Source organism: Lentzea sp., from assembly GCF_036380075.1.
Taxonomy (GTDB): Bacteria; Actinomycetota; Actinomycetes; order Mycobacteriales; family Pseudonocardiaceae; genus Lentzea.
Genome location: NZ_DASVFL010000362.1, coordinates 1 through 23,449, shown reverse-complemented (window position 1 = coordinate 23,449; position 23,449 = coordinate 1). Strand labels below are relative to the sequence as shown.

At 71.9% G+C, this 23,449-nt stretch carries 20 protein-coding genes; 7 read left to right on the top strand and 13 right to left on the bottom strand.

Annotated elements, in window-relative coordinates; all coding sequences use genetic code 11:
- Window positions 1-7 precede the first annotated feature (7 nt).
- A complete protein-coding gene (locus tag VF330_RS38180) occupies window positions 8-1,447 on the bottom strand; it encodes a DHA2 family efflux MFS transporter permease subunit (RefSeq protein WP_330856610.1) in 1,440 nt (479 codons plus the stop codon).
- Window positions 1,448-1,547: 100 nt separating this feature from the next.
- Between VF330_RS38180 and VF330_RS38175 the strand changes: the two genes are divergently transcribed.
- The 3 genes from VF330_RS38175 to add all read left to right on the top strand — a co-directional run bounded on the left by VF330_RS38175 (window position 1,548) and on the right by add (window position 4,246).
- Window positions 1,548-2,105: a helix-turn-helix domain-containing protein gene (locus tag VF330_RS38175; RefSeq protein ID WP_330856609.1), complete on the top strand. Its 558-nt coding sequence runs from the start codon at window positions 1,548-1,550 to the stop codon at window positions 2,103-2,105.
- Window positions 2,106-2,249: 144 nt separating this feature from the next.
- Entirely contained in the window at window positions 2,250-2,966 is a 717-nt protein-coding gene (locus tag VF330_RS38170; protein ID WP_330856608.1) for an alpha/beta hydrolase, read from the top strand.
- 305 nt (window positions 2,967-3,271) lie between these two features.
- Complete coding sequence (gene add / locus VF330_RS38165) at window positions 3,272-4,246, top strand: adenosine deaminase (RefSeq protein WP_330856607.1); 975 nt, start codon at window positions 3,272-3,274, stop codon at window positions 4,244-4,246.
- Here add and VF330_RS38160 read toward each other — a convergent pair.
- Together VF330_RS38160 and VF330_RS38155 are read right to left on the bottom strand one after the other, a co-directional pair.
- Window positions 4,213-4,551, bottom strand: a complete 339-nt coding sequence (locus VF330_RS38160; RefSeq protein WP_330856606.1) for a hypothetical protein — start codon at window positions 4,549-4,551, stop codon at window positions 4,213-4,215. The genes add and VF330_RS38160 overlap by 34 nt on opposite strands.
- Complete coding sequence (locus VF330_RS38155; protein ID WP_330856605.1) at window positions 4,551-5,111, bottom strand: DUF4240 domain-containing protein; 561 nt, start codon at window positions 5,109-5,111, stop codon at window positions 4,551-4,553. The genes VF330_RS38160 and VF330_RS38155 overlap by 1 nt, the downstream gene beginning before the upstream one ends.
- A 176-nt stretch (window positions 5,112-5,287) precedes the next feature.
- On the opposite strand from VF330_RS38155, the gene hrpA reads away from it, so the two are divergent.
- Both hrpA and VF330_RS38145 read left to right on the top strand, forming a co-directional pair.
- A complete protein-coding gene (gene hrpA / locus VF330_RS38150; RefSeq protein ID WP_330856604.1) occupies window positions 5,288-9,154 on the top strand; it encodes an ATP-dependent RNA helicase HrpA in 3,867 nt (1,288 codons plus the stop codon).
- Window positions 9,155-9,170: 16 nt separating this feature from the next.
- Complete coding sequence (locus tag VF330_RS38145; RefSeq protein ID WP_330856603.1) at window positions 9,171-9,704, top strand: hypothetical protein; 534 nt, start codon at window positions 9,171-9,173, stop codon at window positions 9,702-9,704.
- 30 nt (window positions 9,705-9,734) lie between these two features.
- Here the strand turns inward: VF330_RS38145 and VF330_RS38140 are convergent, their stop codons facing one another.
- The 3 genes from VF330_RS38140 to VF330_RS38130 are packed head-to-tail and all read right to left on the bottom strand — an operon-like array spanning window position 9,735 to window position 12,523.
- Complete coding sequence (locus VF330_RS38140) at window positions 9,735-10,499, bottom strand: ATP-binding cassette domain-containing protein (protein ID WP_330856602.1); 765 nt, start codon at window positions 10,497-10,499, stop codon at window positions 9,735-9,737.
- Complete coding sequence (locus tag VF330_RS38135; RefSeq protein WP_330856601.1) at window positions 10,496-11,506, bottom strand: ABC transporter permease; 1,011 nt, start codon at window positions 11,504-11,506, stop codon at window positions 10,496-10,498. The genes VF330_RS38140 and VF330_RS38135 overlap by 4 nt, the downstream gene beginning before the upstream one ends.
- Window positions 11,507-11,509: 3 nt before the next feature.
- Complete coding sequence (locus VF330_RS38130; protein WP_330856600.1) at window positions 11,510-12,523, bottom strand: sugar ABC transporter substrate-binding protein; 1,014 nt, start codon at window positions 12,521-12,523, stop codon at window positions 11,510-11,512.
- 136 nt (window positions 12,524-12,659) lie between these two features.
- On the opposite strand from VF330_RS38130, the gene VF330_RS38125 reads away from it, so the two are divergent.
- Entirely contained in the window at window positions 12,660-13,688 is a 1,029-nt protein-coding gene (locus tag VF330_RS38125) for a LacI family DNA-binding transcriptional regulator (RefSeq protein WP_330856599.1), read from the top strand.
- Here the strand turns inward: VF330_RS38125 and VF330_RS38120 are convergent.
- From VF330_RS38120 to VF330_RS38090, 7 genes are all read right to left on the bottom strand, one after another.
- Complete coding sequence (locus VF330_RS38120; protein WP_330856598.1) at window positions 13,681-14,397, bottom strand: alpha/beta hydrolase; 717 nt, start codon at window positions 14,395-14,397, stop codon at window positions 13,681-13,683. The two genes, VF330_RS38125 and VF330_RS38120, sit on opposite strands and share 8 nt — an antisense overlap.
- A 79-nt stretch (window positions 14,398-14,476) precedes the next feature.
- Window positions 14,477-15,211, bottom strand: a complete 735-nt coding sequence (locus VF330_RS38115; RefSeq protein WP_330856597.1) for a dienelactone hydrolase family protein — start codon at window positions 15,209-15,211, stop codon at window positions 14,477-14,479.
- 49 nt (window positions 15,212-15,260) lie between these two features.
- Window positions 15,261-16,229, bottom strand: coding sequence for a PP2C family serine/threonine-protein phosphatase (locus VF330_RS38110; RefSeq protein WP_330856596.1), 969 nt, complete (start codon window positions 16,227-16,229; stop codon window positions 15,261-15,263).
- Entirely contained in the window at window positions 16,229-18,361 is a 2,133-nt protein-coding gene (locus VF330_RS38105; RefSeq protein WP_330856595.1) for a serine/threonine-protein kinase, read from the bottom strand. Before VF330_RS38105 ends, VF330_RS38110 begins: the two co-directional genes overlap by 1 nt.
- Before the next feature lie 9 nt (window positions 18,362-18,370).
- Window positions 18,371-19,327 (bottom strand): glutamate ABC transporter substrate-binding protein, encoded by a 957-nt coding sequence (locus VF330_RS38100; protein ID WP_330856594.1) that lies wholly within the window; start codon window positions 19,325-19,327, stop codon window positions 18,371-18,373.
- Complete coding sequence (locus tag VF330_RS38095) at window positions 19,324-20,565, bottom strand: hypothetical protein (protein WP_330856593.1); 1,242 nt, start codon at window positions 20,563-20,565, stop codon at window positions 19,324-19,326. Before VF330_RS38095 ends, VF330_RS38100 begins: the two co-directional genes overlap by 4 nt.
- 107 nt (window positions 20,566-20,672) lie before the next feature.
- Window positions 20,673-21,428, bottom strand: a complete 756-nt coding sequence (locus VF330_RS38090; protein WP_330856623.1) for a TetR/AcrR family transcriptional regulator — start codon at window positions 21,426-21,428, stop codon at window positions 20,673-20,675.
- A gap of 37 nt (window positions 21,429-21,465) precedes the next feature.
- Between VF330_RS38090 and VF330_RS38085 the strand changes: the two genes are divergently transcribed.
- Window positions 21,466-23,449, top strand: a 1,984-nt coding sequence (locus tag VF330_RS38085; RefSeq protein WP_330856592.1) for a DEAD/DEAH box helicase, incomplete at its 3' end; no start/stop codon positions are given.

Genomic DNA, 23,449 nt, shown 5'->3' with positions numbered 1-23,449 from the left:
GAGTGGATCACACGGACTGCGGACGCCGATCGGCAACCGGCACCGCCAGGCGCTCGCCGTTGCGCACGGCGGCCGACTCGGCCCAGCGGCTGGTGGACACGACCCCGAGCGCGAGCGCCACCAGCCCGCAGCTCCCGAGCAGCACCCACGGGGTACCGCCCGCGCCGGCGAACCCGGCGCCCGCCACCAGCGCACCGGTCACGGCGACACCGATCGCGGCGCCGAACTGACGGCCGCTGGCCGCCAGCGCCCCCGCGACACCGACCTGGTCGGGCGGCAACCCGGAGACCGCGGTCTGCGAGATCGGCGGCGCGACCATCCCCGCGCCCAGCCCGAACACCGCGTACGCGGCCAGCAGGTGCACCACCCCGGTCCGGGCGGACAACGCAACGATCAGGAACCCGCCGGCGGCGAGCAGCGCGCCACCCACCACGAGCGGCACGCGCGCACCCCTGGCGGCGAGCAGCCGGCCCGACAGCGTGGCCGCCACCGCCTGGGCCACCGCCAGCGGGACGATCATCAGCCCGGCCCGCAGCGGACTCAGGTGCCGCACCTGCTGCAGGTAGAGCGTGGTCAGGAACAGGAACCCGCCCAGCGCGGCGGCCATCAGCACCGCGATCGCGTTCGCGGCGGCGAACGGCGGGCTGCGGAAGAACCGCAGGTCGACCACCGGCTCGGCGCGCCGCGGCTCCACCACGAGCAACCCGGCCGGCGCCAGCACGGCGAGCACGAGCAGCCCGGCGACCCACGGGTCCGTCCAGCCGCGGTGCGGACCCTCGATCGTCGCCGCGACCACCGCCGCGAACAGCACCACGACCAGCGCCTGACCGGCCGGGTCGAACGCCCGCGCCCGCACGGCCCTCGACTCCGGCACGAACCGGCGGGTCAGCAGGACCGCGGCGATCCCGATCGGCACGTTGACCCAGAACACCGACCGCCAGCCCACCCCGTCGACCAGCAGGCCACCCAGCACGGGTCCCGCCGCGATCGTGACCCCGATGACCGATCCCCACACCCCGAGCGCCCGTGCCCGCTGCGCGCGGTCGGTGAACACCCCCACGACGATCGACATCGCGACCGGGTTGAGCATCGACCCGCCCACCGCCTGCAGCCCGCGGAACGCGACCAGCCACCCCACCCCCGGCGCCAGCCCGCACAGCAGCGACCCCGCGCAGAACAGCACCAGCCCGAGCTGGAACACCCGGCGCCTGCCGAAGCGGTCCGCCATCGACCCCGACAGCACCAGCAGGCACGCCATCACCAGCGAGTAGGCGTCGACCGTCCACTGCAGACCGCTCACCGAGGCGTGCAGCTCCCCGGCGATCGAGGGCAGCGCCACGTTCACGATCGACAGGTCGACACCGGTCAGCCCCACGCTCAGGCAACAGATCGCCAGCACCAGCCGAGGGCGGACAGGACGCGCGGGAGCGGTGTTCGGAGTGCTCATCTTCAGGTCCCCGACCAGGTGCGATAGAGTCCCCGACGGAAACGGAGAGGGTGCCCGGAAATATATGGGCACCCTCCCCACTTACGCAAGGGGTACCCGCATGACCGACCACCCACCCGCCAGGAGAGCCGACGCCGCCCGCAACCGGGAGCGCATCCTCGACGCCGCGCGCGCCGCCTTCGCCGACCTCGGCCCCGAGACGTCCATGGCCGAGGTCGCCCGCAGGTCCGGCGTCGGCTCGGCCACCCTCTACCGCAACTTCGCGACCCGCCACGAGCTCCTCGAAGCCCTGCTCGTCGACGAGGTCGACGAGGTCTGCGCCGCCGCCTCGACCGTCGAGGGCGACACCCCCGCCGACCGCCTCATCACCTGGCTGCGCCGGTTCTTCCGGTATGTCACCACCAAACGGCCCGTCGTCCTCGGCCTGCTCGAGCACACCGACCGGACCGACCCCGTCTTCCAGAGCCGCGGCCGCATGGTCGCCGCAGGCCGGCCCCTGCTCACCGCCGCCCAGGACGCCCACCAGATCGCCGATGACCTCGACCTCGACCAGATCCTCGACCTCGTCATGGCCATCGCCAAGATCACCGGAACCCCGCAGTACCGGCAGCCGATCCTCGACGCCGCACTCGCCGGACTGCGCCGGGAACCTTGCTAAGATCACCCGCACGCGATCGACCGGAGGAGGTGAGACCCATCAACGCGGTGAACCCCGATGGGCGCTCCTCCACTCGCACGGCCTGACGCCTTCAGCGCGCGTCGCCACGGGAGCGCTCCAGCAGCCACCCGAAAGGCGAACACCATGCGCTACACCAGCACCACCACGACCGCCGACGGCATCACCGAACGCGACTTCGACCACGACGGCGTCCCCGGCGTCCTGTGGACCCCTCCCGGCGAGATCACCGGCCTCGTGCTCAGCGCCCACGGCGGCGGCCAGCACAGACGAGCCCCCGGCATCACCGCCCGCGCCCGCCACTGCGCCACCGCCGGACTCGCCGTCGTCACCCTCGACGCACCCGGCCACGGCGACCGCCCCCGCACCCCCGACCACGACCGCTACGCCACCGAGATCCGCGCCCGCATGAGCGCGGGCCGGGACGCCGGCGCGGTCGTCGCCGAGTACAACGCCCTGCAGACCTCCCGGGCCGTCCCGGAATGGCGGTCCGTGCTCGACACCCTCACCGGCACCCTCGACGTCGGCGACCGGATCGGGTTCTGGGGCGTGTCCCTGGGCAGCGCCGTCGGCATCCCGCTCGTCGCCGCCGAACCCCGCGTGAGCGCCGCCGTGTTCGGGCTCGTCGGCGCCACCGACGCCCTCGCGCACGCCGCCGCGTCGATCACCGTGCCGGTGCGGTTCCTGCTGCAGTGGCACGACCGGCTGATCCCGCGCGACGCCGGGCTCGCGCTGTTCGACGCCTTCGCCTCACCCCGCAAGTCGTTGCACGCCAACCCCGGCGGGCACGGCGACGTACCCGCGCACGAGCACGACAGCGCGGTCCGGTTCCTGGCCGGCTGACGTCCGTCCCGCCGGCCGCAGTCGGGAAAAGGAACGGCGGGCACGGTGACGATGTGTGATTGACAGCGGGGAGCGGCCATAGGACAGGCGGCGCCTGCCGCTCAACGCCGAAACGCAGGCGGCAGCCTCAGCCAGCCGGCGCGGGCAGCGGTGACACCGTGACGGACACCGGCGCCTCGCAACGACCGAGGCTCGGCGGAAGCCGTGCGTCACCGATGACGCACACCTGAGTCCGGGGCCCGGCTCGTCCGTCCCGCCGTAAATCGGCGGCGTCATGCGGGTGGGGCTGGGTAGCGTCGCGGTCCATGCGTGATCTTGCCGCGTTGCCCAAGGCCCACCTGCACGTGCACCTGGAGAGCACCGTGCGCCCGGACACCCTCGCCGAGCTCGCCGACCACCACGGCGTCGACGTGGCGGCGCGGACGGGGCCGTTCGAGGACTTCGCGCAGTTCGCCGACCACAACGGACGAGTGCGGGACTGCCTGCGGCGAGCCGAGGACTTCCACCGGATCGCGTACGAGTTCTGCGCCGAGGAAGCAGCGCAGGGGACCCGCTACGCCGAGGTGACGTTCACCGCGGCAGCGCACGGGGAACGGCTCTCGGATCCGGACATGCCGCTCGAGGCGGTGTTGTCCGGGCTCGCCGCAGGACAGGCCGCCCACGGCATCGAATGCCGTGTGATCGTGGACCACCCTCGCAAGAGGCCGGTCGAACGCTTCGAGACCTCACTCCGGCTGGCACTCGCACACCCGCGGGTGGTCGCGATCGGCGTGGCCGGCGCGGAGGACTACCCCCTCACGCCGTTCACCGCCGTGTTCCGCGCCGCCCGCGAGGCCGGCATCGGACTCGTGCACCACGCGGGGGAGTGCTGCGGAGCGCCCAGCGTCGCCGAAGCCGTGACCGTCGGGCTCGCCGACCGGATCGGGCACGGGTTCCGCGCACTCGAAGACCCGGAGGTCGTCGCACTGCTGCGCGACCGCGGCACACCGCTCGAAGCCTGTCCTTCGTCCAACGTCGCGTTGGGACTGGTCGAATCCCTCTCCTCCCACCCGTTGCCACTGCTGCTCGACGCCGGGCTGACCGTCACGGTCAACACCGACATCCCGTCCACCACCGGCACCACGCTCACCGACGAGTACCGGCTGCTGCGCGACGACCTCGGCCTCGGCGACGACACCCTCGCCGCCCTGGCGGCCAACGCCGTCGACGCCTCCTTCGCCCCCGCCGCCACGAAAGCGGCGCTGCGTCAGGACATCGCCGCCTGGCGGGCCGGCTCGTAACACACCAGCCCGTGCCGGGCCGCCAGCGCCGCCACCAGGTCCAGCACCTGCCGCTGACCCGGCCACACCACGTGCACGATCACCGCGTCCGTGCCCACCGTCAGCGCCTCGTCCCACGACACCGGCGACGACGGATCAGGCGACGTACGGCGTAACTCGCGCACGAACTCCGCCACCGACGGCTCGAACGCCCCCAGCGGCGACGACCGCAGCTCCGCGTACCGGGCCGCGGCCTCGGGCACCGACGCCGGGCCGGGAGCCCGCCACACCACCACGTCCACCGGGACATCCACCGGCACGTCCATCACGCCACCTTCCCGAACAACGCACCGAGCTTCGGAATCCGCGCCGCGATCCGCGCCGGGTCCGCGAAGTCGAACTGCTCCCCCTCCGGATCGGGAGACACCAGCGGCTCCAGCCCCCGTGCGGCCAGCACCGCCTCCAGATCACCGTCGAACGCCTCGGCCGCCACGTAGTCGAGGCCCTCCCAGTCCGGCCAGTCCTCGTCGGCCCACGCGTGCACGCCACCGCGCGAGGCCAGCACCCGGACGTGCGGCAGGTCGGCCAGCGCGTCCGGGGACGCCGCCACCGCCTCGAACACCGCCCGCCCCTGCCCGACCAGCCACGCCTGGAAGTAGAAGAACCCGTCATCCGAGCACAGCCCGCCGCAGATCACGTCCGCCGCCTGCCAGTGCTCCCACGTGTCGACCCGGCGGCGCACCTCGTCGAGCCGCACCGCGAACCCCACCACCTCGGTGCCGGGCAGCGCGGCGAGAGCGGCCGTCAGCCACTCCAGCCGCTCGTCCTGGCCGGAGGTCTCCGCGGCGGAGGACTCGACCAGGCCCCAGAACGCGTTCAGGTCCATGCCGAGCACGCTAGCGACAGGGTCTGACAATTTCGGACGCCCCGGCATCACCGCAGATCAGAACAGGCGCACAGGCGGGGAAACGACGCCACACGCTCGTGCGGTCGGTGCCGGTCGGAGATCACAGCGGTTAATGGCGCGAACGATTCGCACCGCCTGACTATCCTGGAACCCAAATGGACACCCCGCTCGCTGAACTGCACGAACGCCTGCCCGAGCTCATGCCGCGTGATCAACGTCGGCTCGCCCGGCGCCTCGACGGCGTACGCAAGGTCAAAGACCCCATGGCACGCCGCAAGATCACCGAGGAGATCTCCTCCCTGATCGACGAGGCCGCCCTCAAGGTCGCCCTGCGCCGGGAGTCCGTCCCGAAGATCAGCTATCCCGAAGAGCTCCCCGTCAGCCAGCACAAGGACGACATCAAAGAGCTCATCGCGCACCACCAGGTCGTGATCGTCGCCGGCGAGACCGGCTCCGGCAAGACCACCCAGCTGCCCAAGATCTGCCTCGAACTGGGCCGGGGCGTCACCGGCCAGATCGGCCACACCCAGCCCCGCCGCATCGCCGCCCGCACCGTCGCCGAACGCGTCGCCGAGGAGCTGGGCACCAAGCTCGGCGACACCGTCGGCTACAAGGTCCGCTTCACCGACCAGTCCGGCGACGACACGCTCGTCAAGCTCATGACCGACGGCATCCTGCTCGCCGAGATCCAGACCGACCGGACGCTGTCCCGCTACGACACGATCATCATCGACGAGGCCCACGAACGCAGCCTCAACGTCGACTTCCTGCTCGGCTACCTCAAGCAGCTCCTGCCGCGCCGCCCCGACCTCAAGGTCGTCATCACCTCCGCGACGATCGACCCGCAGCGGTTCAGCCAGCACTTCGGCGACGCCCCCGTCATCGAGGTCTCCGGCCGCACCTACCCCGTCGAGACCCGCTACCGGCCCCTCGACGAGGACGACGACCAGACCCAGGGCATCGTCAACGCCGTCCACGAACTCCAAGCCGAAGGCCCCGGCGACATCCTCGTGTTCCTCTCCGGCGAACGCGAGATCCGCGACACCGCCGACGCCCTCAAAGCAGAGGACCTCCGCAACACCGAGATCCTCCCGCTCTACGCCCGGCTCAGCGTCGGCGAGCAGCACCGGGTCTTCCAGCGGCACACCGGCCGGCGCGTCGTGCTCGCCACCAACGTCGCCGAGACCAGCCTCACCGTGCCGGGCATCAAGTACGTCATCGACCCCGGCAACGCCCGCATCTCCCGCTACAGCCACCGCCTCAAGGTCCAGCGCCTGCCCATCGAACCCATCAGCCAGGCCAGCGCCAACCAGCGCAAGGGCCGCTGCGGCCGCGTCAGCGAAGGCATCTGCATCCGCCTGTACTCCGAGGAGGACTTCGAGGCCCGCCCGGAGTTCACCGACGCGGAGATCCTGCGCACCAACCTCGCCAGCGTCATCCTGCAGATGACCAACATCGGCCTCGGCGACGTCGCGAAGTTCCCGTTCATCGACCCGCCCGACGCCCGCAACATCAACGACGGCATCGGCCTGCTCCAGGAGCTCGGCGCGATCGACGCCGTCGAGAAGAAGCTCACCCCCACCGGCCGCAAGCTCGCCGCCCTCCCGGTCGACCCGCGCCTGGGCCGCATGGTGCTCGAAGCCGACACCACCGGCTGCCTCAAAGAAGTCATGATCATCGCCGCGGCGCTGTCCATCCAGGACCCCCGCGAACGGCCCGCCGACCAGCAGGAGGCCGCGACCCAGCAGCACGCGAGGTTCGTGGACAAGGAGTCGGACTTCGTCACGTTCCTCAACCTCTGGGAGTACCTGCGCGAACAGCAGAAGGAGCTGTCGGGCAACCAGTTCCGCAAGCGCTGCAAGGCCGAGTTCCTCAACTACCTGCGCGTGCGCGAATGGCAGGACATCTACCTGCAGCTGCGCCAGGTCGCCAAGCAGATCGGCATGCATCCGGGCGACCAGCCCGGCGACCCCCGCAACATCCACATCGCCCTGCTGTCCGGTCTGCTCAGCCACATCGGCGTCCAGGACGTCCTCAAGAAGCAGGCTCCCGGCGAGAAACGCCGCCCCATGACGGAGTTCCTCGGCGCCCGCAACGCCAAGTTCGCGATCTTCCCCGGCTCGGCGCTGGCGAAGAAACCACCGCAGTGGGTGATGGCCGCCGAGCTCGTCGAGACCAGCCGCCTGTGGGGCCGCATCGCCGCCAAGATCGAACCCGAGTGGGCCGAACGGCTCGGCGAGCACGTCGTCAAACGCCAGTACTCCGAACCGCACTGGGAAACCAAGCGCGGCAGCGTGGTGGCACTGGAGAAGGTGACGCTGTACGGGGTGCCGATCGTCGCCGGCCGCAAGGTCAACTACGGGCGCATCGACCCCGGACTGTCCCGCGAGCTGTTCATCCGCCACGCGCTCGTGCAGGGGGAGTGGACCACGCACCACCGGTTCTTCCACACCAACCGCGCGCTGCTCGAGGAAGTCGGCGAGCTGGAGAACCGGGCCCGGCGGCGTGACATCGTCGTCGACGAGGAGACGCTGTTCGAGTTCTACGACCGGCGCGTCGCCCCCGAGGTCGTCTCCGCCCGGCACTTCGACACGTGGTGGAAGAAGCAGAAGGACAAGAACCAGCTCACCTTCACCAAGGAGATGCTGGTCAACGACCGCGCCGACGTCACCCCCGAGGCCTACCCCGACCAGTGGCGCCAAGGCGGGCTGACGCTGCCGCTGAGCTACCACTTCGAGCCGGGCACCAAGAACGACGGCGTCACCGTCCAGCTCCCGCTACCCGCGCTCACCACCCTCGACGACGACGCGTTCTCGTGGCAGATCCCGGGCCTGCGCCACGACCTCGTCGTCGCGCTCATCCGGTCGCTGCCCAAGCAGATCCGCCGCAACTTCGTGCCCGTCCCCGACGTCGCCACCGCCGTGCTCGCCCGCATCACCCCCGGCGAGACGTCGCTGCTCGGCGGTGTCGAACGGGAGCTCAAAGCCCTCACCGGCGTGACCGTGCACCGCGAGGACTGGCAGTTCGACGCCGTCCCCGACCACCTCAAGCTCACCTTCCAGGTCGTCGACGACAAGAACCGCACCCTCGCCGAGGGCAAGGACATCGCGGCGCTCAAGGAGAAGCTGCGCGACGAGGTCCGCGAGTCGCTGTCGCAGGCCGCCGGCCACCTCGAACGCACCGGCCTCACCACCTGGGACTTCGACACCCTGCCCCGCACCATCGAGCAACGGCAGTCCGGCATCACCGTCACCGCCTACCCGTCGCTGGTCGACCGCGGCGACACCGTCGCGATCAAGGTCCTCGACACCCCAGGCCGGCAGACCTATGCGCACCGCCGCGGTGTGCGCAGACTCCTGCTGCTGGGCATCAACTCACCCGTCAAGCACCTGCAACGCCACCTCGACAACGGCGCCAAGCTCGCCCTGACCCGCAACCCCCACGGCAGCGTCGCCGCGCTGCTGTCGGACTGCATCATGGCCGCCGTCGACCGGCTCATGGGCGACCCCGCGTGGACCGCCAAGTCCTACGCCGCCCAGCTCAAGAAGGTCCAGGCCGCGCTGAACGACACCACGTGGGTCGTCGTGCAGGAGGTCCGCAAGGTCCTCGAAGCCGCCCACGACGCCGAACTGCACCTCACCGGCCTCAAGGGCGCGCCGGACTCCGTCAACGACATCCGCGGACAGCTCAACGCCCTGGTGTACAAGGGTTTCGTGACGCACACCGGCTACGACCGGCTGCCCGACCTCGTCCGCTACCTCAAGGGCATCGTGCGCAGGATCGAGAAGCTGCCCGAGAACCCGCGCCGCGACCTCGAGTGGACCGAGAAGGTGCACCAGGTCCACGCCGAGTACCGGGAGCTGCGCGCCCAGACGCCCGCGGACGAACCGGCACCGGAGCTCGACGAGATCCGCTGGATGATCGAGGAGCTGCGGCTGTCGTACTTCGCGCAGACCATCGGCACCCGCTACACCGTCAGCGACAAGAGGATCTTCAAAGCACTCGACGCCGTACCGCTGTAGGGCGCTACCGTGGAGCATGGAGCTCTCGGGGGATTCCACGTGGGTGATCCGCAGCGGTGACGGTCCGGTGTTCCCGCTGTTCGTGCGGGACGCGCTCGGCATCCGCACCCCGGTCGCCGACGCCATCCCGCGCCTGGTGCCACGGGTGCCGCGGATGAGCGACGTCGTGCACCCGCCCGAGCTCGTCGAGGACTGGGACCGGTGGTGGCGCGGCTGCACCTCGGCCGGGTCCAGCCGCGACCCCTCCGGCCTGCCCGGGGTGCTGCACGAGGCCTGCACGCAGTGGCGCGCACTCACCGCGCCCGACGACGGCTTCCGCCGCGACGACCTGCGGCGCGGGTTCTCCGACGCGTTGCACGAGCTGATGGCCGACCTCGAACAGGAGCTGGGACGCCGGCCGGTCTTCGAGCTGGAGGTGCTGCAGATCCCGGTCGAAGGGCAGTTCTGGCGGCGCCTCGGCCACGCCAAGGTGCTGGCCTCCGACGAGCTGCTGGCCTCCCGCAACGTGATCGCGCCACTGGAGTCGGTGATCCGCGACCTCGCCCGGTGAACCACCGGACGAGATCGCGCACCCCACGGGCTACTCCGGTGGTTCCAGCGCCCCGGTCATGATCGCCACCGCGTCCGACATGGACACCGACCTCGGGTCCACCACCGCCTTGCGGCGCCCGAGGCGCTGGATGTGGATGCGGTCGGCCACCTCGAACACGTGCGGCATGTTGTGGCTGATCAGGATCACCGGCAGCCCCCGCTCCCGCACCTGCAGGACCAGGTCCAGCACCGCACGCGACTCCCGCACCCCGAGCGCCGCGGTCGGTTCGTCCATGATCACCACCCGGCTGCCGAACGCCGCCGCCCGCGCCACCGCCACGGCCTGGCGCTGACCACCCGACAGGGTCTCCACCGCCTGACCGGGGTTCTGGATCGTCATGATCCCCAGCGCGTCGAGCTGCCGGCGCGCCTCGTCGCGCATGCCCTGCCGGTCGAGCATGCGCAGCACCGACCCCAGCACCCCGGGCCGCCGGCGTTCCCGGCCCAGGAACAGGTTCGCGGCGATGTCCAGCGACGGCGACACCGCCAGCGACTGGTGCACCGTCTCGATGCCCGCCCGCCGGGCGTCCAGGGGAGTGGAGAACGACACCGGCTCACCGTCGAGGAAGATCTCGCCCTCGTCCGGCACCACCGCCCCGGACAGGGCTTTGATCAGCGACGACTTGCCCGCGCCGTTGTCGCCGATCACCGCGAGGATCTCGCCCGGCAGCAGCTCCAGGTCCGAGCCCGCCAGCGCCGTCACCCTGCCGTAGCGCTTGACCAGGCCCGTGGCCTTCAGGATCGGCGTGGTCATGCCCTCACCTTCCTGATCCACTGGTCCAGCGACACCGCCACGATGATCAGCACACCCACCGCCATCGTCTGCCACAGCACGTCCACGCCCGCCAGGGCCAGGCCGTTGCGGAACACGCCGACGATCAACGCGCCCAGCAGCGACCCCACGATCGCGCCGCGGCCGCCGAACAGCGACGTCCCGCCGATCACCACCGCCGTGATCGAGTCCAGGTTGTCGGTCTGCCCCGCCTGCGGGCTGGCCGATGCGATCCGGCCGATCAGCGTCCACGCCGCCAGCGCGTAGATCAGCCCCGCCGTCGCGTACACGCTCACCAGCACCCGTGTCGTGCGGATACCGGACAGCCGCGCCGCCTCGACGTCGTCACCGGTGGCGTAGACGTGCCGGCCCCACGCGGTGTTCTTCAGCACGAACGCCATCACCGCCACGAGCACCACCAGCAGGATCGAGCCGTAGGTGATGCGCGTGCCGCCGACGGTGAACGTCTGCCCCGTCCACAGCAGCAGCGCCGGCATGTCCGTGCCGCGGATCGTGGCACTGCCGGAGTACCAGAGGTTCACCGCGAAGAACACGTTGAGCGTGCCCAGCGTGACGATGAACGGCGGCAGCTTCAGCCGCGTCACCAGCAGCCCGTTGAGCAGCCCGCACAGCGTGCCGACCGCGAACCCCAGCAGCAGCGCCGGCACCCCCGGCAGGCCCGTCGACGCCGCCACCTTCGCCATCACGATCGAGGTCAGCACCATGACCGCCCCGCACGACAGGTCGATGCCCGCCGTCAGGATCACGATCGTCTGCCCCACCGCCAGCGTCCCCACCACCGCCACCTGCTGCAGCACCAGCGAGATGTTGCCCGGCGTCAGGAACCGGTCCGACAGCAGCGCGAACACCACCACCGCCACCAGCAGCACCACCGCCGGGCCGATCGTCGCCTGCGCGTGCAGCACGTGCTGCACCCGTCCCAGCACCGACCGGTCCCGCTCCGCGGGGGCCTGCACCACGGCCGTCACGGCTCAGCCCCAGCAGTTCTGCAGACCGAACGCCGAGTCCTTCGACTCGACGCCGTCCGCGGGCTGGTCGGTGATCAGGGTGACGCCGGTGTCGGTGTTCTGCGGCTTCGACCCGTCCTGCGCGAACTTCGTGACCGCCTCCACGCCCAGCTGCGCCATCTTCAGCGGGTACTGCTGCGACGTCGCCCCGATCACCCCGGCCTTGACGTTGTTCACGCCCGGACAGCCGCCGTCGACCGACACGATCACGACGTCCTTCTCCTTGCCCGCGGCCTTCAACGCCTCGTACGCGCCCGCCGCCGCCGGCTCGTTGATCGTGTAGACCAGCGTGATCCCGGGGTCCTTCTGCAGCAGGTTCTCCATCGCCGTGCGGCCGCCGGCCGGATCGCCGTTGGTGACGTCGTGGCCCACGATCCGCGGATCGGACTCGTCGCCGATGCGGTTGCGGTCCTTCACGTCGACGCCGAAGCCCTCCAGGAACCCCTGGTCGCGCTGCACGTCCACCGACACCTGGTTGGGGTTGAGGTCCAGCAGCGCGATCTTCGCCTGCTTGCCGTTCTTCGCGAACGTCGCCTTCGCCCACTGCCCGATCAGCAGACCGGCCTTGAAGTTGTCCGTCGCGAACGTCGCGTCCGCCGCGCTCGCCGGCTCCAGCGGCGTGTCGAGTGCGATCACGAGCAGACCCGCCGCCCGCGCCTTGTCCACCGACGGCACGATCGCCTTCGAGTCACTCGGCGTGATCAGGATGCCCTTCGCGCCCGACGCGATCAGGTTCTCCACCGCATCGACCTGCGTCTGGTTGTCGCCGTCCTGCTTGCCCGCGAACGACTGCACCGTCGCCCCCGAGGACGACGCCGCCTGCTGCGCGCCCTCCTTCATCTTCACGAAGAACGGGTTCGTGTCCGTCTTCGTGACCAGCCCCACCAGTGTCGACCCGCCGCCGGACGAGCCACCACCTCCGCACGCGGTGAGCACGAGCAACGCCGCTGCGCCGACAACCCCGACAGTTCTGCGCATGACAACTCCTACGTCAACGTTGACGTAGCCAACACTCCGCAGTCTCACCGTGAGTAACGGAAGAGCAGCTACGCGTGGACCTGATCGGGTATACCGTTCACGTCATCGTTGACGCAAGAGTCCAAAGGACGTGGCCATGGACCCCGCAGCCGGCAGACGCGAACCCACCATGCGCGACGTCGCCGCGCTCGCCAAGGTCAGCACCAAGACCGTCTCCCGCGTCATCAACGGCCTGCCCGGCGCCGGAACCGAGGTCGCCGACCGCGTCCGCGCCGCCGCCCGCACCCTCGGCTACCGGCCCGACCTCACCGCCAGCAGCCTGCGCCGCTCCGACCGGCGCAGCGCCACCATCGGCGTGCTGTTCGAGGACCTGTCCAACCCGTTCGACGCGGCCCTGCTGCGCGCCGTCGAGGACCGCGCCCGCCACAGCGGCGTCCTCGTGCTCGCCGGCAGCAACGAGGACGACCACGCCCTGCAACGCGAACTGCTGCTGTCGCTGTCCGGGCGCCGCGTCGACGGCGTCGTCGTCATGGCCGCCGGCGGCCACCAGGACGCCCTGCAGCAGGAACGCGAACGCGGCACCCCGATGGTGCTCGTCGACCGGCCGCCCACCTTCGGCGGCACCGACTGCGTCACCACCACCAACCGCGACAGCTCCCGCGACGCCGTGCTGCGCCTGGCCGCGCTCGGCCACCGCGACATCGCGTTCCTCGGCGACCGCCGCACCCTGTGGACCAGCCAGGAGCGCTACACCGGCTACCTCGAAGGCCTCGCCCGGGCCGGGGTGGCGCTGCGCGGCGAGCTCGTGCGCACCGACCTGCACGGCGCCGACCTCGCCGCTGCCGCCACCGCCGCGCTGCTCGGCCTCGACCGGCCGCCCACCGCCCTGTTCACCGCCCAGAACCTCGTCACCGTCGGCGCCATGCGCGTGCTGCGCGCCCACGACCTGCACCGCCGCGTCGCCGTGATCGGGTTCGACGACTTCCCGCTCGCCGACATGCTCGACCCCGGCATCACCGTCGTGCGCCAGGACGTCCCCGGCATCGGCCGCAAAGCCGCCGAGCTCGTCTTCGCCCGCATCGACGGCGACACCTCACCGCCCGTGCACGCCGTCGTGCCCGCATCGCTCGTGCCGCGCGGCTCCGGCGAGATCGCGCCTAGCTGACCGACACGATCGCGTCGACGACCTGCGGGCCCGAGGTGAGCACCTCGTCGTTGTGGTCGGCGCCGGCGATCTCGACGAGCTTCGCCCGTGCCGCCGTCGCCACCTCGCGGCTCTGCGCGGGCGGCACCACCGAGTCCGCCGTGCCCAGCAGCACCACCGTCGGCACGTCCACAGCGGACACCCGCTCCAGCAGCGGGTACTTGTCCTGCAACAGCATCTTCACCGGCAGCCACGGGTAGTGGTGCGATCCGGCCGCGGCCAGCGACGTGAACGGCGAGCGCAGCACCAGGCCCTTCGGCGCCCGGTGGGTCGCGAGCTCGACCGCCACCGCCGCGCCCAGCGACTCGCCGAAGAACACCACCGGCCCGTCGACCAGGTCCAGCGCCGCCCGCGCGTCGTAGGTCAGGCCCTCCTCGGTGGGCTTGCCCGGGTTGCCGCCGTAACCGCGGTAGTCGAACAGCAGCACCGACAGGCCCCGCGCCGTGAGCTGACGGGCCAGCGGTGCCCGGCCTTCGCGGTTGCCGCCGTTGCCGGGGAACACGACCACCGTCGCCGGCGCGTCCGGCACCTCGAAGTGCCAGCCGTCGAGCAGCAGGCCGTCGGCCGTCACCAGCCGGACGTCCCGGCCACCGGCCAGCACCTCCCCGGCGGACGGCAGCGGACCGGGGGAGGGGAAGTAGACCAGCTTGCGCTGAAAGGCGAAGACCACGGCGACGATGGTGACAACCACCGCCACCGCGATCAACACCGGCCCTCTCAACGGCCCGTGACCACGTGGGTGAGGAAGGTCAGTTCCGGCGCAGCGTGCGCTCGAACAGCGCCAGCAGCTCCGTCCAGTGCCGCTCGGCGGCCTCGGCGTCGTAGGCGGCCGTGTCGGCCTGGGTGTAGCCGTGGTGCGCGCCCGCGTAGACCTCGCACCGGTGCGTCACACCGGCCTCGGTGAGCGCCTTCTCCAGCCGGTCGATCTGCTCGACCGGCATCGCCGAGTCCTGGTCGGCGTGCGCGAAGTACAGCTCCGCCGTGACGCTGCCGGCCAGCAGGTGCGGGCTGTCGTCCGCCTCCGAGGCCAGGTGCGCGCCGTGGAAGCCCGCCGCCGCGGCCACCCGGTCCGGGTAGGTGCCCGCCGTGCGCAGCGCCAGCCCGGCGCCCATGCAGTAGCCGGTGATCCCGACCGGGCCGTCGGCGGCCAGCGGCGAGCCGGCCAGCCACTCCAGGTACGCCCGCGCGTCGCTCATCAGCCGCTGCGGCGTCAGCGACCGCAGCATCGGCATGATCTGCTCGAAAAGCCCGGGCCTGGCCGCCGGGTCGATGTAGTCGGGCAGCTCGACCACCGGTGCCCGGCCGGCGCGGTAGAACACGTTCGGCACCAGCACCAGGTAGCCGGCCGCCGCGAGCCGGTCGGCCATCGTCTCCAGGTGCGGCCGCAGGCCGAACGCGTCCATGTACAGCAGCACGGCGGGGAAGGGACCGTCGCCGTCCGGATGCGCCACGTAGGCGTCCGCGACACCGTCGGCGGTCCTCACGTCCACGGTCGTCCCGCGCCCAGCAGTCACTCTCGTCGTCTCCCCGAGCTCAGTCGGCCGGTGCGAACGGCACCAGCACGACGGTGATGTTGTCGTGGCCGCCCGCGTCCAGCGCCACCTTCACGTACTCCTCCGGACCCGACCCCAGCAGCGGCTCCAGGTCCTGCGGCTCCGGCCGGTAGTTGTGCAGCCCGTCCGAGCACAGCAGGAACACCCCCGGCGAGGTCAGCGGCAGCGTCACGACCTGCGGCACCACCGGGCCCGCGTCCGCGCCGATCCACCGCGACAGCACGTGCGCGCGGCGGTCCGTGCGCGCCTGCTCCTCGGTCAGCACGCCCTCCGCGACCAGCTGCGCCGCCCACGTGTCGTCCGTCGTGAGCTGCTTGGAGCCCTCCGCCGACAGCCAGTAGGCGCGGCTGTCGCCGACCCAGCCGATCGTCGCCGAGTCGCCGGTCACCAGCGCGGACACGAACGTGCACGACGGCGCCACGCCCCGGCCGCCCGTCTCCACCGGTTCGGCCTCCACCAGCTGCTCGACCGCGAAGCACGACGCGGCGACGGCGTCGACCATCGCCTGCTCCGGGTCCGCCGAGTCGATCAACGCGTTGATCAGCACGTCCACCGCGGCGTCCGCGGCGGCCTGCGAGGCCTGCTCGGCCCGCTCCGAGGACGCCACGCCGTCGCACACCACCGCCGCGACACCCTTGCCCGCGACCGTGCCGAACGCCATCGAGTCCTCGTTGCGGGCCCGGCGCTTGCCCCGGTCCGACACACCGGACACCGGTCCCAGCGCGTACTCGACCCGGTCACGCGCCGAAGGCTGGTGACGGCCGCACTGGGTGCAGTAGTCCTCGTCGTCGATGTCGGGCGAGCCGCACAGGATGCACGACGCCTGCGCGGGACCGGTCGGCCCGCCCAGCGGCGTGCGGCGGACCAGCAGGTTGCGCCCGCACGCCTCGCAGAACCGGTCTTCCGGCGCGACGGGCGCGAAGCACTCCGGGCACTTCAGGGTGTCCATCAAACCAACGTCCTAGGCCTTACCGCGTTCGCGCGGTCCACCAATGCGATCCGTTCCTCCGGCGTGGCAGCGAACCGGGCGAGCGTGCGGTAGCGACGCTCCAGACCCAGCCGAAGCTCGTGTTCGGAGAGTGCACAGTCCAGCACCCTGCCCTCGGCGGCCTGATTGCGGGTCACGTAGTGGTACGCCGCCTCCAGCACCTCCGCCGACAGCTGCGTGTGCGACGCGACGTCGATGTCCAAGTCCCGCAACCGTTCCCCGGCCGCGACGAGGTCCTCGGCGGCGCAGTCGCCGAGCTGCGCGCGCACCGCCGCGATCTGCGCCGGCAAGTGTTGTGAAGATGTGTCCGGGACCGACAGGAGCACCTCGACCGCTCGCGCACGGTCACCGCACGCGAGCAGCACCCGCGCCAGACCGAACGCCGCCGACACGTACGAGTGGTCCGTGCGCCACACCAGCTCGTACCAGCCGGCCGCGGCCCCGCCGTCGCCGACGGCTTCCGCGCACACGCCCAGCGCGAGCTTCGGCGCCGCCTCGCCCGGCACCGCCGAGCACACCGCGTCGAAGAACCCCAGCGCGTCACCGGGCCGCCGGTCCACCAGCGCCGCCAGGCCCCGGTACCAGTCGGGCCGCCAGTCCTCCGCCGGGTCGAGCTCCGGCTCGTCGAACATCGACGGCGCCGTCAGCGCCTCCAGCTCCCGCAGCGCCGCCGCGGTGTCGCCGGACTCGATCAGCACCCGCACGATCCGCAGCCGCACCTCCACCGTCACCTCCGGTGCCTTGCGCAGGCCCGCCGGGTCCGACGTCGTCGCCGTCGCCAGCCACGACGCGGCCGCGTCCGAGGTGCTCACGCTCGGCGCCGGCAACGCCAGCGCCACCTCCCGCAGGTCGAGCTCCCCCTCCACGCCGAAGCGGCGGCGTTCCGGCGTGAACTGCCGCGACAGGCCCGGCCGCGGCACGCCGTCCTGCAGCGCCAGCACCTCCCGCAGCACGCCGGTGAGCTGCTCGGCCATCTCCTCGGCGCTGCAGAACCGCAGCTCCGGGTTCGGGTTCGTGGCGCGCAGCAGGAACCGGTGGAACGAGGAGAACCGCGCCAGCAGCGGTTGCTCCTGCGCCGAGGGCAGCCGGTCCTTGCACGTGCCGCGGAAGTCGAACGGGAAGCTCATCACCGCCAGCGCCCGCCCGACCGTGTACACGTCGGAGAACACCGACGGCCCGATCGTGCCGATCTCCGGCGCCTGGTAGCCGACCGTGCCGTAGATGGGGGAGTGGTGGTCGTCGATGCGCCGCACCGCGCCCAGGTCGATCAGCTTGAGCTGCTCCTCGGTGTGGATCATGTTGTCCGGTTTGAAGTCGCAGTACAGCAACCCCACCCCGTGCAGGTATCCCATCGCCGGCAGGATCTCCAGCACGTAGGCGATGGCCTGCGCCAGCGGCAGCGCCTCGTCCCCGCGGCCCTCCCGGCGCCGGCGCGTGATCATGTCCTTGATGGACTCGCCGCCGACGTACTCCATCACGATGTACTCGACGAGCTTGCCGCTGGCGCCGTTCTCGTGACGGATGAAGTTGTGGATCTTCACGATGTTCGGGTGCTCGACCTCGGCCAGGAACCGCCGCTCCGCCAGCGCCGCCGCCATCGCGTCGGCGTCACCCGAGTCGAGCAGGCCTTTGAGCACCACCCACCGGTCGCTCACCGCGTGGTCGAGCGCCAGGTACAGCCACCCCAGGCCGCCGTGCGCCAGGCACCCGAGCACCTCGTACTGGTCGTGCAGCACCTCACCGGGCGCGAGCTTCGGCGTGAACGAGTAGGCGTGCCCGCACTGCGGGCAGAACCCCTCCACCCGGCCCGGGTTGCCGTCCCTCGCCCGCCCGACCTTCTTGCCACACCGCGAGCAGAACCGCTTCGCCTCCGGCACCTCGGGGTGCTCGAGCACCGCCGTCGCCGGGTCCCGGTACGGCACCCGCGGCACCTCGACCAGTCCCGCGCCCAACCGGCCCCGGCTCATCGACCGCGCACTGCCGCGCCGCACCCGTCCCGAACTGGAACGCGACGCCTCCTGCGACGCCGACCAGGGCGCGGTGCCCGGTGCCGTCGACGGCCCCGTCTCGGGCAGGTCCACCTCGTCAGCCATCTCGACCCCCTAGTCCCGATAACGACCGGCGGGCGGCGCCGGTGCCGGGCCCAGCCTGCCCAGCCACCGGTCGTAGATCCCGCGCCACGTCCCGTCGGACCGCATCCGCTCCAGCACGCCGTTGACGAACCGGACCAGGTCCTCCTGCCCCTTCGGGATCCCCACCCCGTACGACTCGTCGGTGAACCGCGACCCCACCACCTCGGTGTACGGGTCCTGCGCCGCCAGACCCGCCAGGATGGTGTCGTCGGTGGAGATCGCGTCCACCTGCCCCTGCTGCAGCATCACCAGGCAGTCCGTCCAGTTCGGCACGCTCACCGTCGTCCCGGCCCTGGTCACGACGTTGCCCAGCGACGTCGACCCCGACGCCACGCACACCCGCTTGTCCGCGAGCCCCTCCACGCCGCCGATGCCGGAGTTGCGGCGCACCAGCACCCGCTGCCCGGCCTGGTAGTAGACCTGCGAGAAGTCGACGTCGCGCAGCCGGTCGCAGGTGATCGTCATCGTGCGCACGACGACGTCCACGGCGCCGCTCTTGAGCATCGGGATCCGCTCGGCCGACGTGACGACCTTGAACTGCACCTTCTTCTCGTCCCCGAACAGCGCCTTCGCGATCTGCCGCGCCACGTCGACGTCGAAGCCCTCGATCTCGCCGGTGAAGGAGTTGCGGAACCCCATCAGGTACGAGTTCTGGTCGACCCCGGCGATCAACCGGCCGCGCTGCACGATCCGCTCCATCGTCGACCCCGCCGGCATCTGCCCGGCCGCCGGCAGCGCGCCCGGCCGCAGGCTCGCCGTGGCGTCGCACGACGGCGCCGGGTCCGGCCGGCTGCTCGGCGCCGCCGTCACGGTGCTCGCGCCCGCCGGTTGCGGGGCCGGGGCGCCGCGGGGGACGACCTCGCTCGGAGCTGGGCCCGCCGTGCACGCGCCCAGCAGGAGCACACCCGCCAGTGCCAGTCTCCTCACCGGTACTCCTTGAGCCGCTGCCACAACCCCGTCGTCACCCCGGTCGCGCCGACCAACGCCAGCACCACCACCCCGGCCACCGTGCCCGCCAGCGACGTCCGCGCCACCGCCACCTCGTCGCTGAAGTCCTGCCGCGCCTCGCCGATCGAGCGCACCAGGTCCTGGTCCAGCGAGTCGAACGCCGGGTCGCCGATCAACGCCACCGCCTCGGTGTACTGGCCGGCGTCGTCGGCCTCGCGGATGCGCTGGTGCACCTGCTGCCACTGCCGGAAGTGCGTGGTGGCCTGGCCGACGGCCTCGGTGTCGTCCAGGCGCCGCGCCTGCTCCAGCAGGCCCTGCAGGCGTTCGGAGACCTCGACGAAGTTCTTCTCGTAGCTCTGCCCCGCGCCGCGGGCGACCAGGGTCAGCGTCTCCTCGCCGCGGGCGGTCAGCGTCGCGATCCGCGCCTGCGCGAGCACGTCGACCTTCGCCGACGCCGTGCGCGAGTCCGACACGTTGTTCATCACCAGCACCGACACCGTCGTCACCCACAGCAGCGACAGCACCGCCGCGCCCGTCGCGACCAGCAGGCCCACGTTGAGCAGCCGGTTCGTCTTGCGGGTCAGGTAGCCCTGCGCCAGCACCAGCGCGACCACGAACGCCAGCGCGACCAGCACCGGCACCAGCGGGAAGTCCGCCTCGTCCTGGGCCTTGCCGACCCGGTCGGTCTCCGCCCGGTACAGCTCCTGCGCCGCCGGCAGCAGCTGGGTGCGCATCAGGCCGGAGGCCTCGCGCAGGTAGGCCGCGCCGACGGGGAAGCCCTGCCGGTTGCCGGCCCGGGCCGTCTCGATCAGGCCGGTGTAGACCGGCAGCTGCGCCGACAGCGTCGTCGTCAGGTCGGGGGAGGAGGCCGTCGCGACCGACAGCGCCGCCTGCGCCTGCGCGATGTCCTTCTCGTAGCGCTCCCGCAGCTGCGGCGGTTCCAGGCCGCCGGACAGGAACGCGCTCGCCGCCGTCGCGTCGGCGTCCTGCAACGCCCGGTAGACCTCCTGCGCCGCGTGGGCCAGGGGCTCGGACCGGGTCGCCAGGTCCTCCAGCGCCCGTTCCTGCCGGTTCACGCTCCACGTCGACAGCCAGCCGCTCGCCAGGCCCGCGACGACCAGCACCACGACGATCAGGCCGAGCCGGCCCGGGGTCGACCGCGCCAGACCGGTCACCCGGCGCACCAGCGCCTGCCGCGGCTGCGAGTCGATCACCACGAGCGGGCCTCCCACGGCAGGTTGATCGGCGTGGCGTAACTGTAGGCAACCGGAGGACACCACGTGCGGATTGGCGACGCATCCCGCGAGGTGTCACCCACGCGTAACTAACCGCGCGACCGCACCAGCCGCTCCACGCCGCCGAGGATCATCTCCAGCCCGAACTCGAACGAGTGCTCCGGGCTGAACGCGCTCTGGTGCGCCTCCCCGACGGCGCCGCCGACGCGGGCGGCGACGGGGTAGCGGGCGGGGTCGAACACCGTCATCAGGAACGGCGCCGCCGCGTCCCACCACTGCCGGTCGGTCAGCCCGGTCTCCTTCTCGGTCACCGCCGCCGCGGTCAGGCCCCGCGCCGAGTTCTGCACGTGCCCGAGCACCAGGTTCAGCACCGAGTCCATCTCCACGTCGGACAGGCCGACGCCCTCCAGGCCGCGCAGCTCGAAGTCGTACTTCGCCGCCACCTGCGGCCCCAGCACCGTCCGCGACGGCGCCACCTGCAACAACCACGGGTGCCGCCGGTACAGGGCGAGGTTCTCCCGCGCCACGTACACCAGATGCGCGCGCCAGCCGTCCGACAGTTCGCGGCCGGTGGCGGCCTGCACGGTGTCGACCATGACGTCGACGAGCTCGCCCTTGCCCGGCACGTAGGTGTAGAGCGACATCGTCCCCACACCCAGCGACTCGGCCACGCGCCGCATCGACAGGGCCTTGAGCCCGTCGGCGTCGGCCAGCGCGATCCCCGCCCGCACGATGCGGTCCACGCTCAGGTCCGGCTTGCCCCGGCGGCTGGTCCGCTCCTGCGTGCGCCACAGCAACGCCAGCGTCCGCGCCGGGTCACCGCTGCCCGTGTGTTCGATCACCAGCCGACCCTACCGTACCGTATGCTGTACGGTACAAGGTGTGTTCACGCCCGCCGACCCGCCCCGACTCGGTCAGCTCGACGGAAAACCGCTGCTCGAAGCCTTGCCCGAGGTGCTGCGGCGCGACGACTACTGGGGTGTGGCCGCCGCGACCGCGCTCACCCTCGTCGCCCGCGGCCGCATCGTCCCCGGCGTGACGCCCGCGCACCACGACACCTGGCGCGTCGGGCCGCTCGACCACGCCGACGAGCTGCACCTGCGCCGGCTCGCCGCCCACGGCGACTACGACGAGCTGCGCCGGTTCCTCGACGCCGTCGCCGACGCGCTGCCCCGCGGCGGTGGCGACGGACCGTTCGCGAGCACCGAGGTCCACGACGTTGCGGGGCTGGCCGCGTGGGCCGACGAGCAGATCACCCTGTCCGTGCGCGTCGAGACCACCGACGACCAGCGGTTCCGCGGCATCGTGCAGGTCCGCGCCGTCACCGACCCCCACCCGCGCGACGTGCGGGGCTCCGGCCGCGAGCTCGCCGCCGTCCGCGCGATCGCGCGCCTCGGCTGGCCTCCGCTGCAGCGCCTGCTCGACCGGGCCGACCTCACCGACGACGAGGTCGCCGAGCTGCTCGGCACCGGCATCGAGGTCCACTGGCCCCGCGACCTCACCACCACGCTGTCCGCGAAAGCCGTCATCGGCGAGCACAGCGGACGCTTCGACGCGGGCGGCCTGCTCTCGCTGCGCTGGCAGCTGGACCTCGGCGGCGACGCGCTCACCGACGCCGAGCGGGACCTCGTCGCCGAGGCCGCCCGCCCGCTCGTGCGGCTGCGCGACCAGTGGGTCCTCGTCGACCCCGCGCTGCGCGCCAGGGTCCGGCGCGCGCTCAAGCCGATCACCGCCGTCCAGGCCGTCACCGCCGCGCTCACCGGCACCGCGGTCATCGACGGCGACCGCGTCGACGTCGCCCCGCACAGCCTCACCGCGGCCATCGCCGACATCCCCGAGATCGGTCAGCCCGCCGCGCTGCGGGCGCGGCTGCGCGACTACCAGCTGCACGGCCTGCGCTGGCTCGCCCACCTGACCGGCCTCGGCCTGGGCGCCTGCCTCGCCGACGACATGGGCCTGGGCAAGACCATCACTCTCATCGCCCTGCACCTGCACCGCGACCACCCGCACCCGACGCTCGTCGTCTGCCCGGCCTCGCTGCTGGGCAACTGGGAACGCGAGATCCGCCGCTTCGCCCCCGGCACCCCGGTCACCCGCTACCACGGTCCACACCGGACGCTCGCCACCTCCGGCGTCGTCCTCACGACCTACGGCACCATGCGCCTGGACGCCGAAACCCTGCGGCAGCACGACTGGGGCATGCTCGTCGCCGACGAGGCCCAGCACGTCAAGAACCCGCACTCCGGCACCGCCAAGGCACTGCGCCGCATCCCCGCCGCCGCCCGCGTCGCGCTCTCGGGCACGCCGGTGGAGAACTCGCTGCCGGAGCTGTGGTCCATCCTGGACTGGACGACACCGGGCCTGCTCGGCACCCACCGCGCGTTCCGCGCCCGCTGGCCGCGACCCGACGACACCCTCACCAAGGTCGTGCGCCCGTTCCTGCTGCGCCGCCGCAAGTCCGACCCCGGCGTCGCCCCCGAAATGCCCGCCAAGACCGAGACCGACCTGCCCGTCTCGCTGACCACCGACCAGGCCGCGCTCTACGAGGCGCTCACCCGCGAGACCCTCGACCGGATCGCCTCCTCCGACGGCATCGCCCGGCGCGGACTCGTGCTGAAGCTGCTCACCGGCCTCAAGCAGATCTGCAACCACCCGGCGCACTTCCTCAAGGAGGGCGAGGCGCTCGGCCTGGAAGCGCTGCAGGGCCGCAGCGGCAAGCTGACCCGGCTGACCGAGATGCTGGAAGAGGTGTACAGCACCGAGGATCGCGCGCTGATCTTCACGCAGTACGCCGAAATGGGCAAACACCTGCAGCGCTATCTGCGCGAACTGTTCACCGACGAGGTGCTGTTTCTGCACGGCGCGA

Excerpts from the sequence above, each read along its gene's own strand:
- VF330_RS38155 (WP_330856605.1), bottom strand. The coding sequence starts at position 5,111 with ATGGACCTGAACGCGTTCTGGGGCCTGGTCGAGTCCTCCGCCGCGGAG.
- VF330_RS38140 (WP_330856602.1), bottom strand. The coding sequence starts at position 10,499 with ATGACCACGCCGATCCTGAAGGCCACGGGCCTGGTCAAGCGCTACGGC.
- hrpA (WP_330856604.1), top strand. The coding sequence starts at position 5,288 with ATGGACACCCCGCTCGCTGAACTGCACGAACGCCTGCCCGAGCTCATG.
- VF330_RS38170 (WP_330856608.1), top strand. The coding sequence starts at position 2,250 with ATGCGCTACACCAGCACCACCACGACCGCCGACGGCATCACCGAACGC.
- VF330_RS38125 (WP_330856599.1), top strand. The coding sequence starts at position 12,660 with ATGGACCCCGCAGCCGGCAGACGCGAACCCACCATGCGCGACGTCGCC.
- VF330_RS38160 (WP_330856606.1), bottom strand. The coding sequence starts at position 4,551 with ATGGACGTGCCGGTGGATGTCCCGGTGGACGTGGTGGTGTGGCGGGCT.
- VF330_RS38110 (WP_330856596.1), bottom strand. The coding sequence starts at position 16,229 with ATGGACACCCTGAAGTGCCCGGAGTGCTTCGCGCCCGTCGCGCCGGAA.
- VF330_RS38145 (WP_330856603.1), top strand. The coding sequence starts at position 9,171 with ATGGAGCTCTCGGGGGATTCCACGTGGGTGATCCGCAGCGGTGACGGT.
- VF330_RS38175 (WP_330856609.1), top strand. The coding sequence starts at position 1,548 with ATGACCGACCACCCACCCGCCAGGAGAGCCGACGCCGCCCGCAACCGG.
- VF330_RS38105 (WP_330856595.1), bottom strand. The coding sequence starts at position 18,361 with ATGGCTGACGAGGTGGACCTGCCCGAGACGGGGCCGTCGACGGCACCG.
- add (WP_330856607.1), top strand. The coding sequence starts at position 3,272 with ATGCGTGATCTTGCCGCGTTGCCCAAGGCCCACCTGCACGTGCACCTG.
- VF330_RS38130 (WP_330856600.1), bottom strand. The coding sequence starts at position 12,523 with ATGCGCAGAACTGTCGGGGTTGTCGGCGCAGCGGCGTTGCTCGTGCTC.
- VF330_RS38180 (WP_330856610.1), bottom strand. The coding sequence starts at position 1,447 with ATGAGCACTCCGAACACCGCTCCCGCGCGTCCTGTCCGCCCTCGGCTG.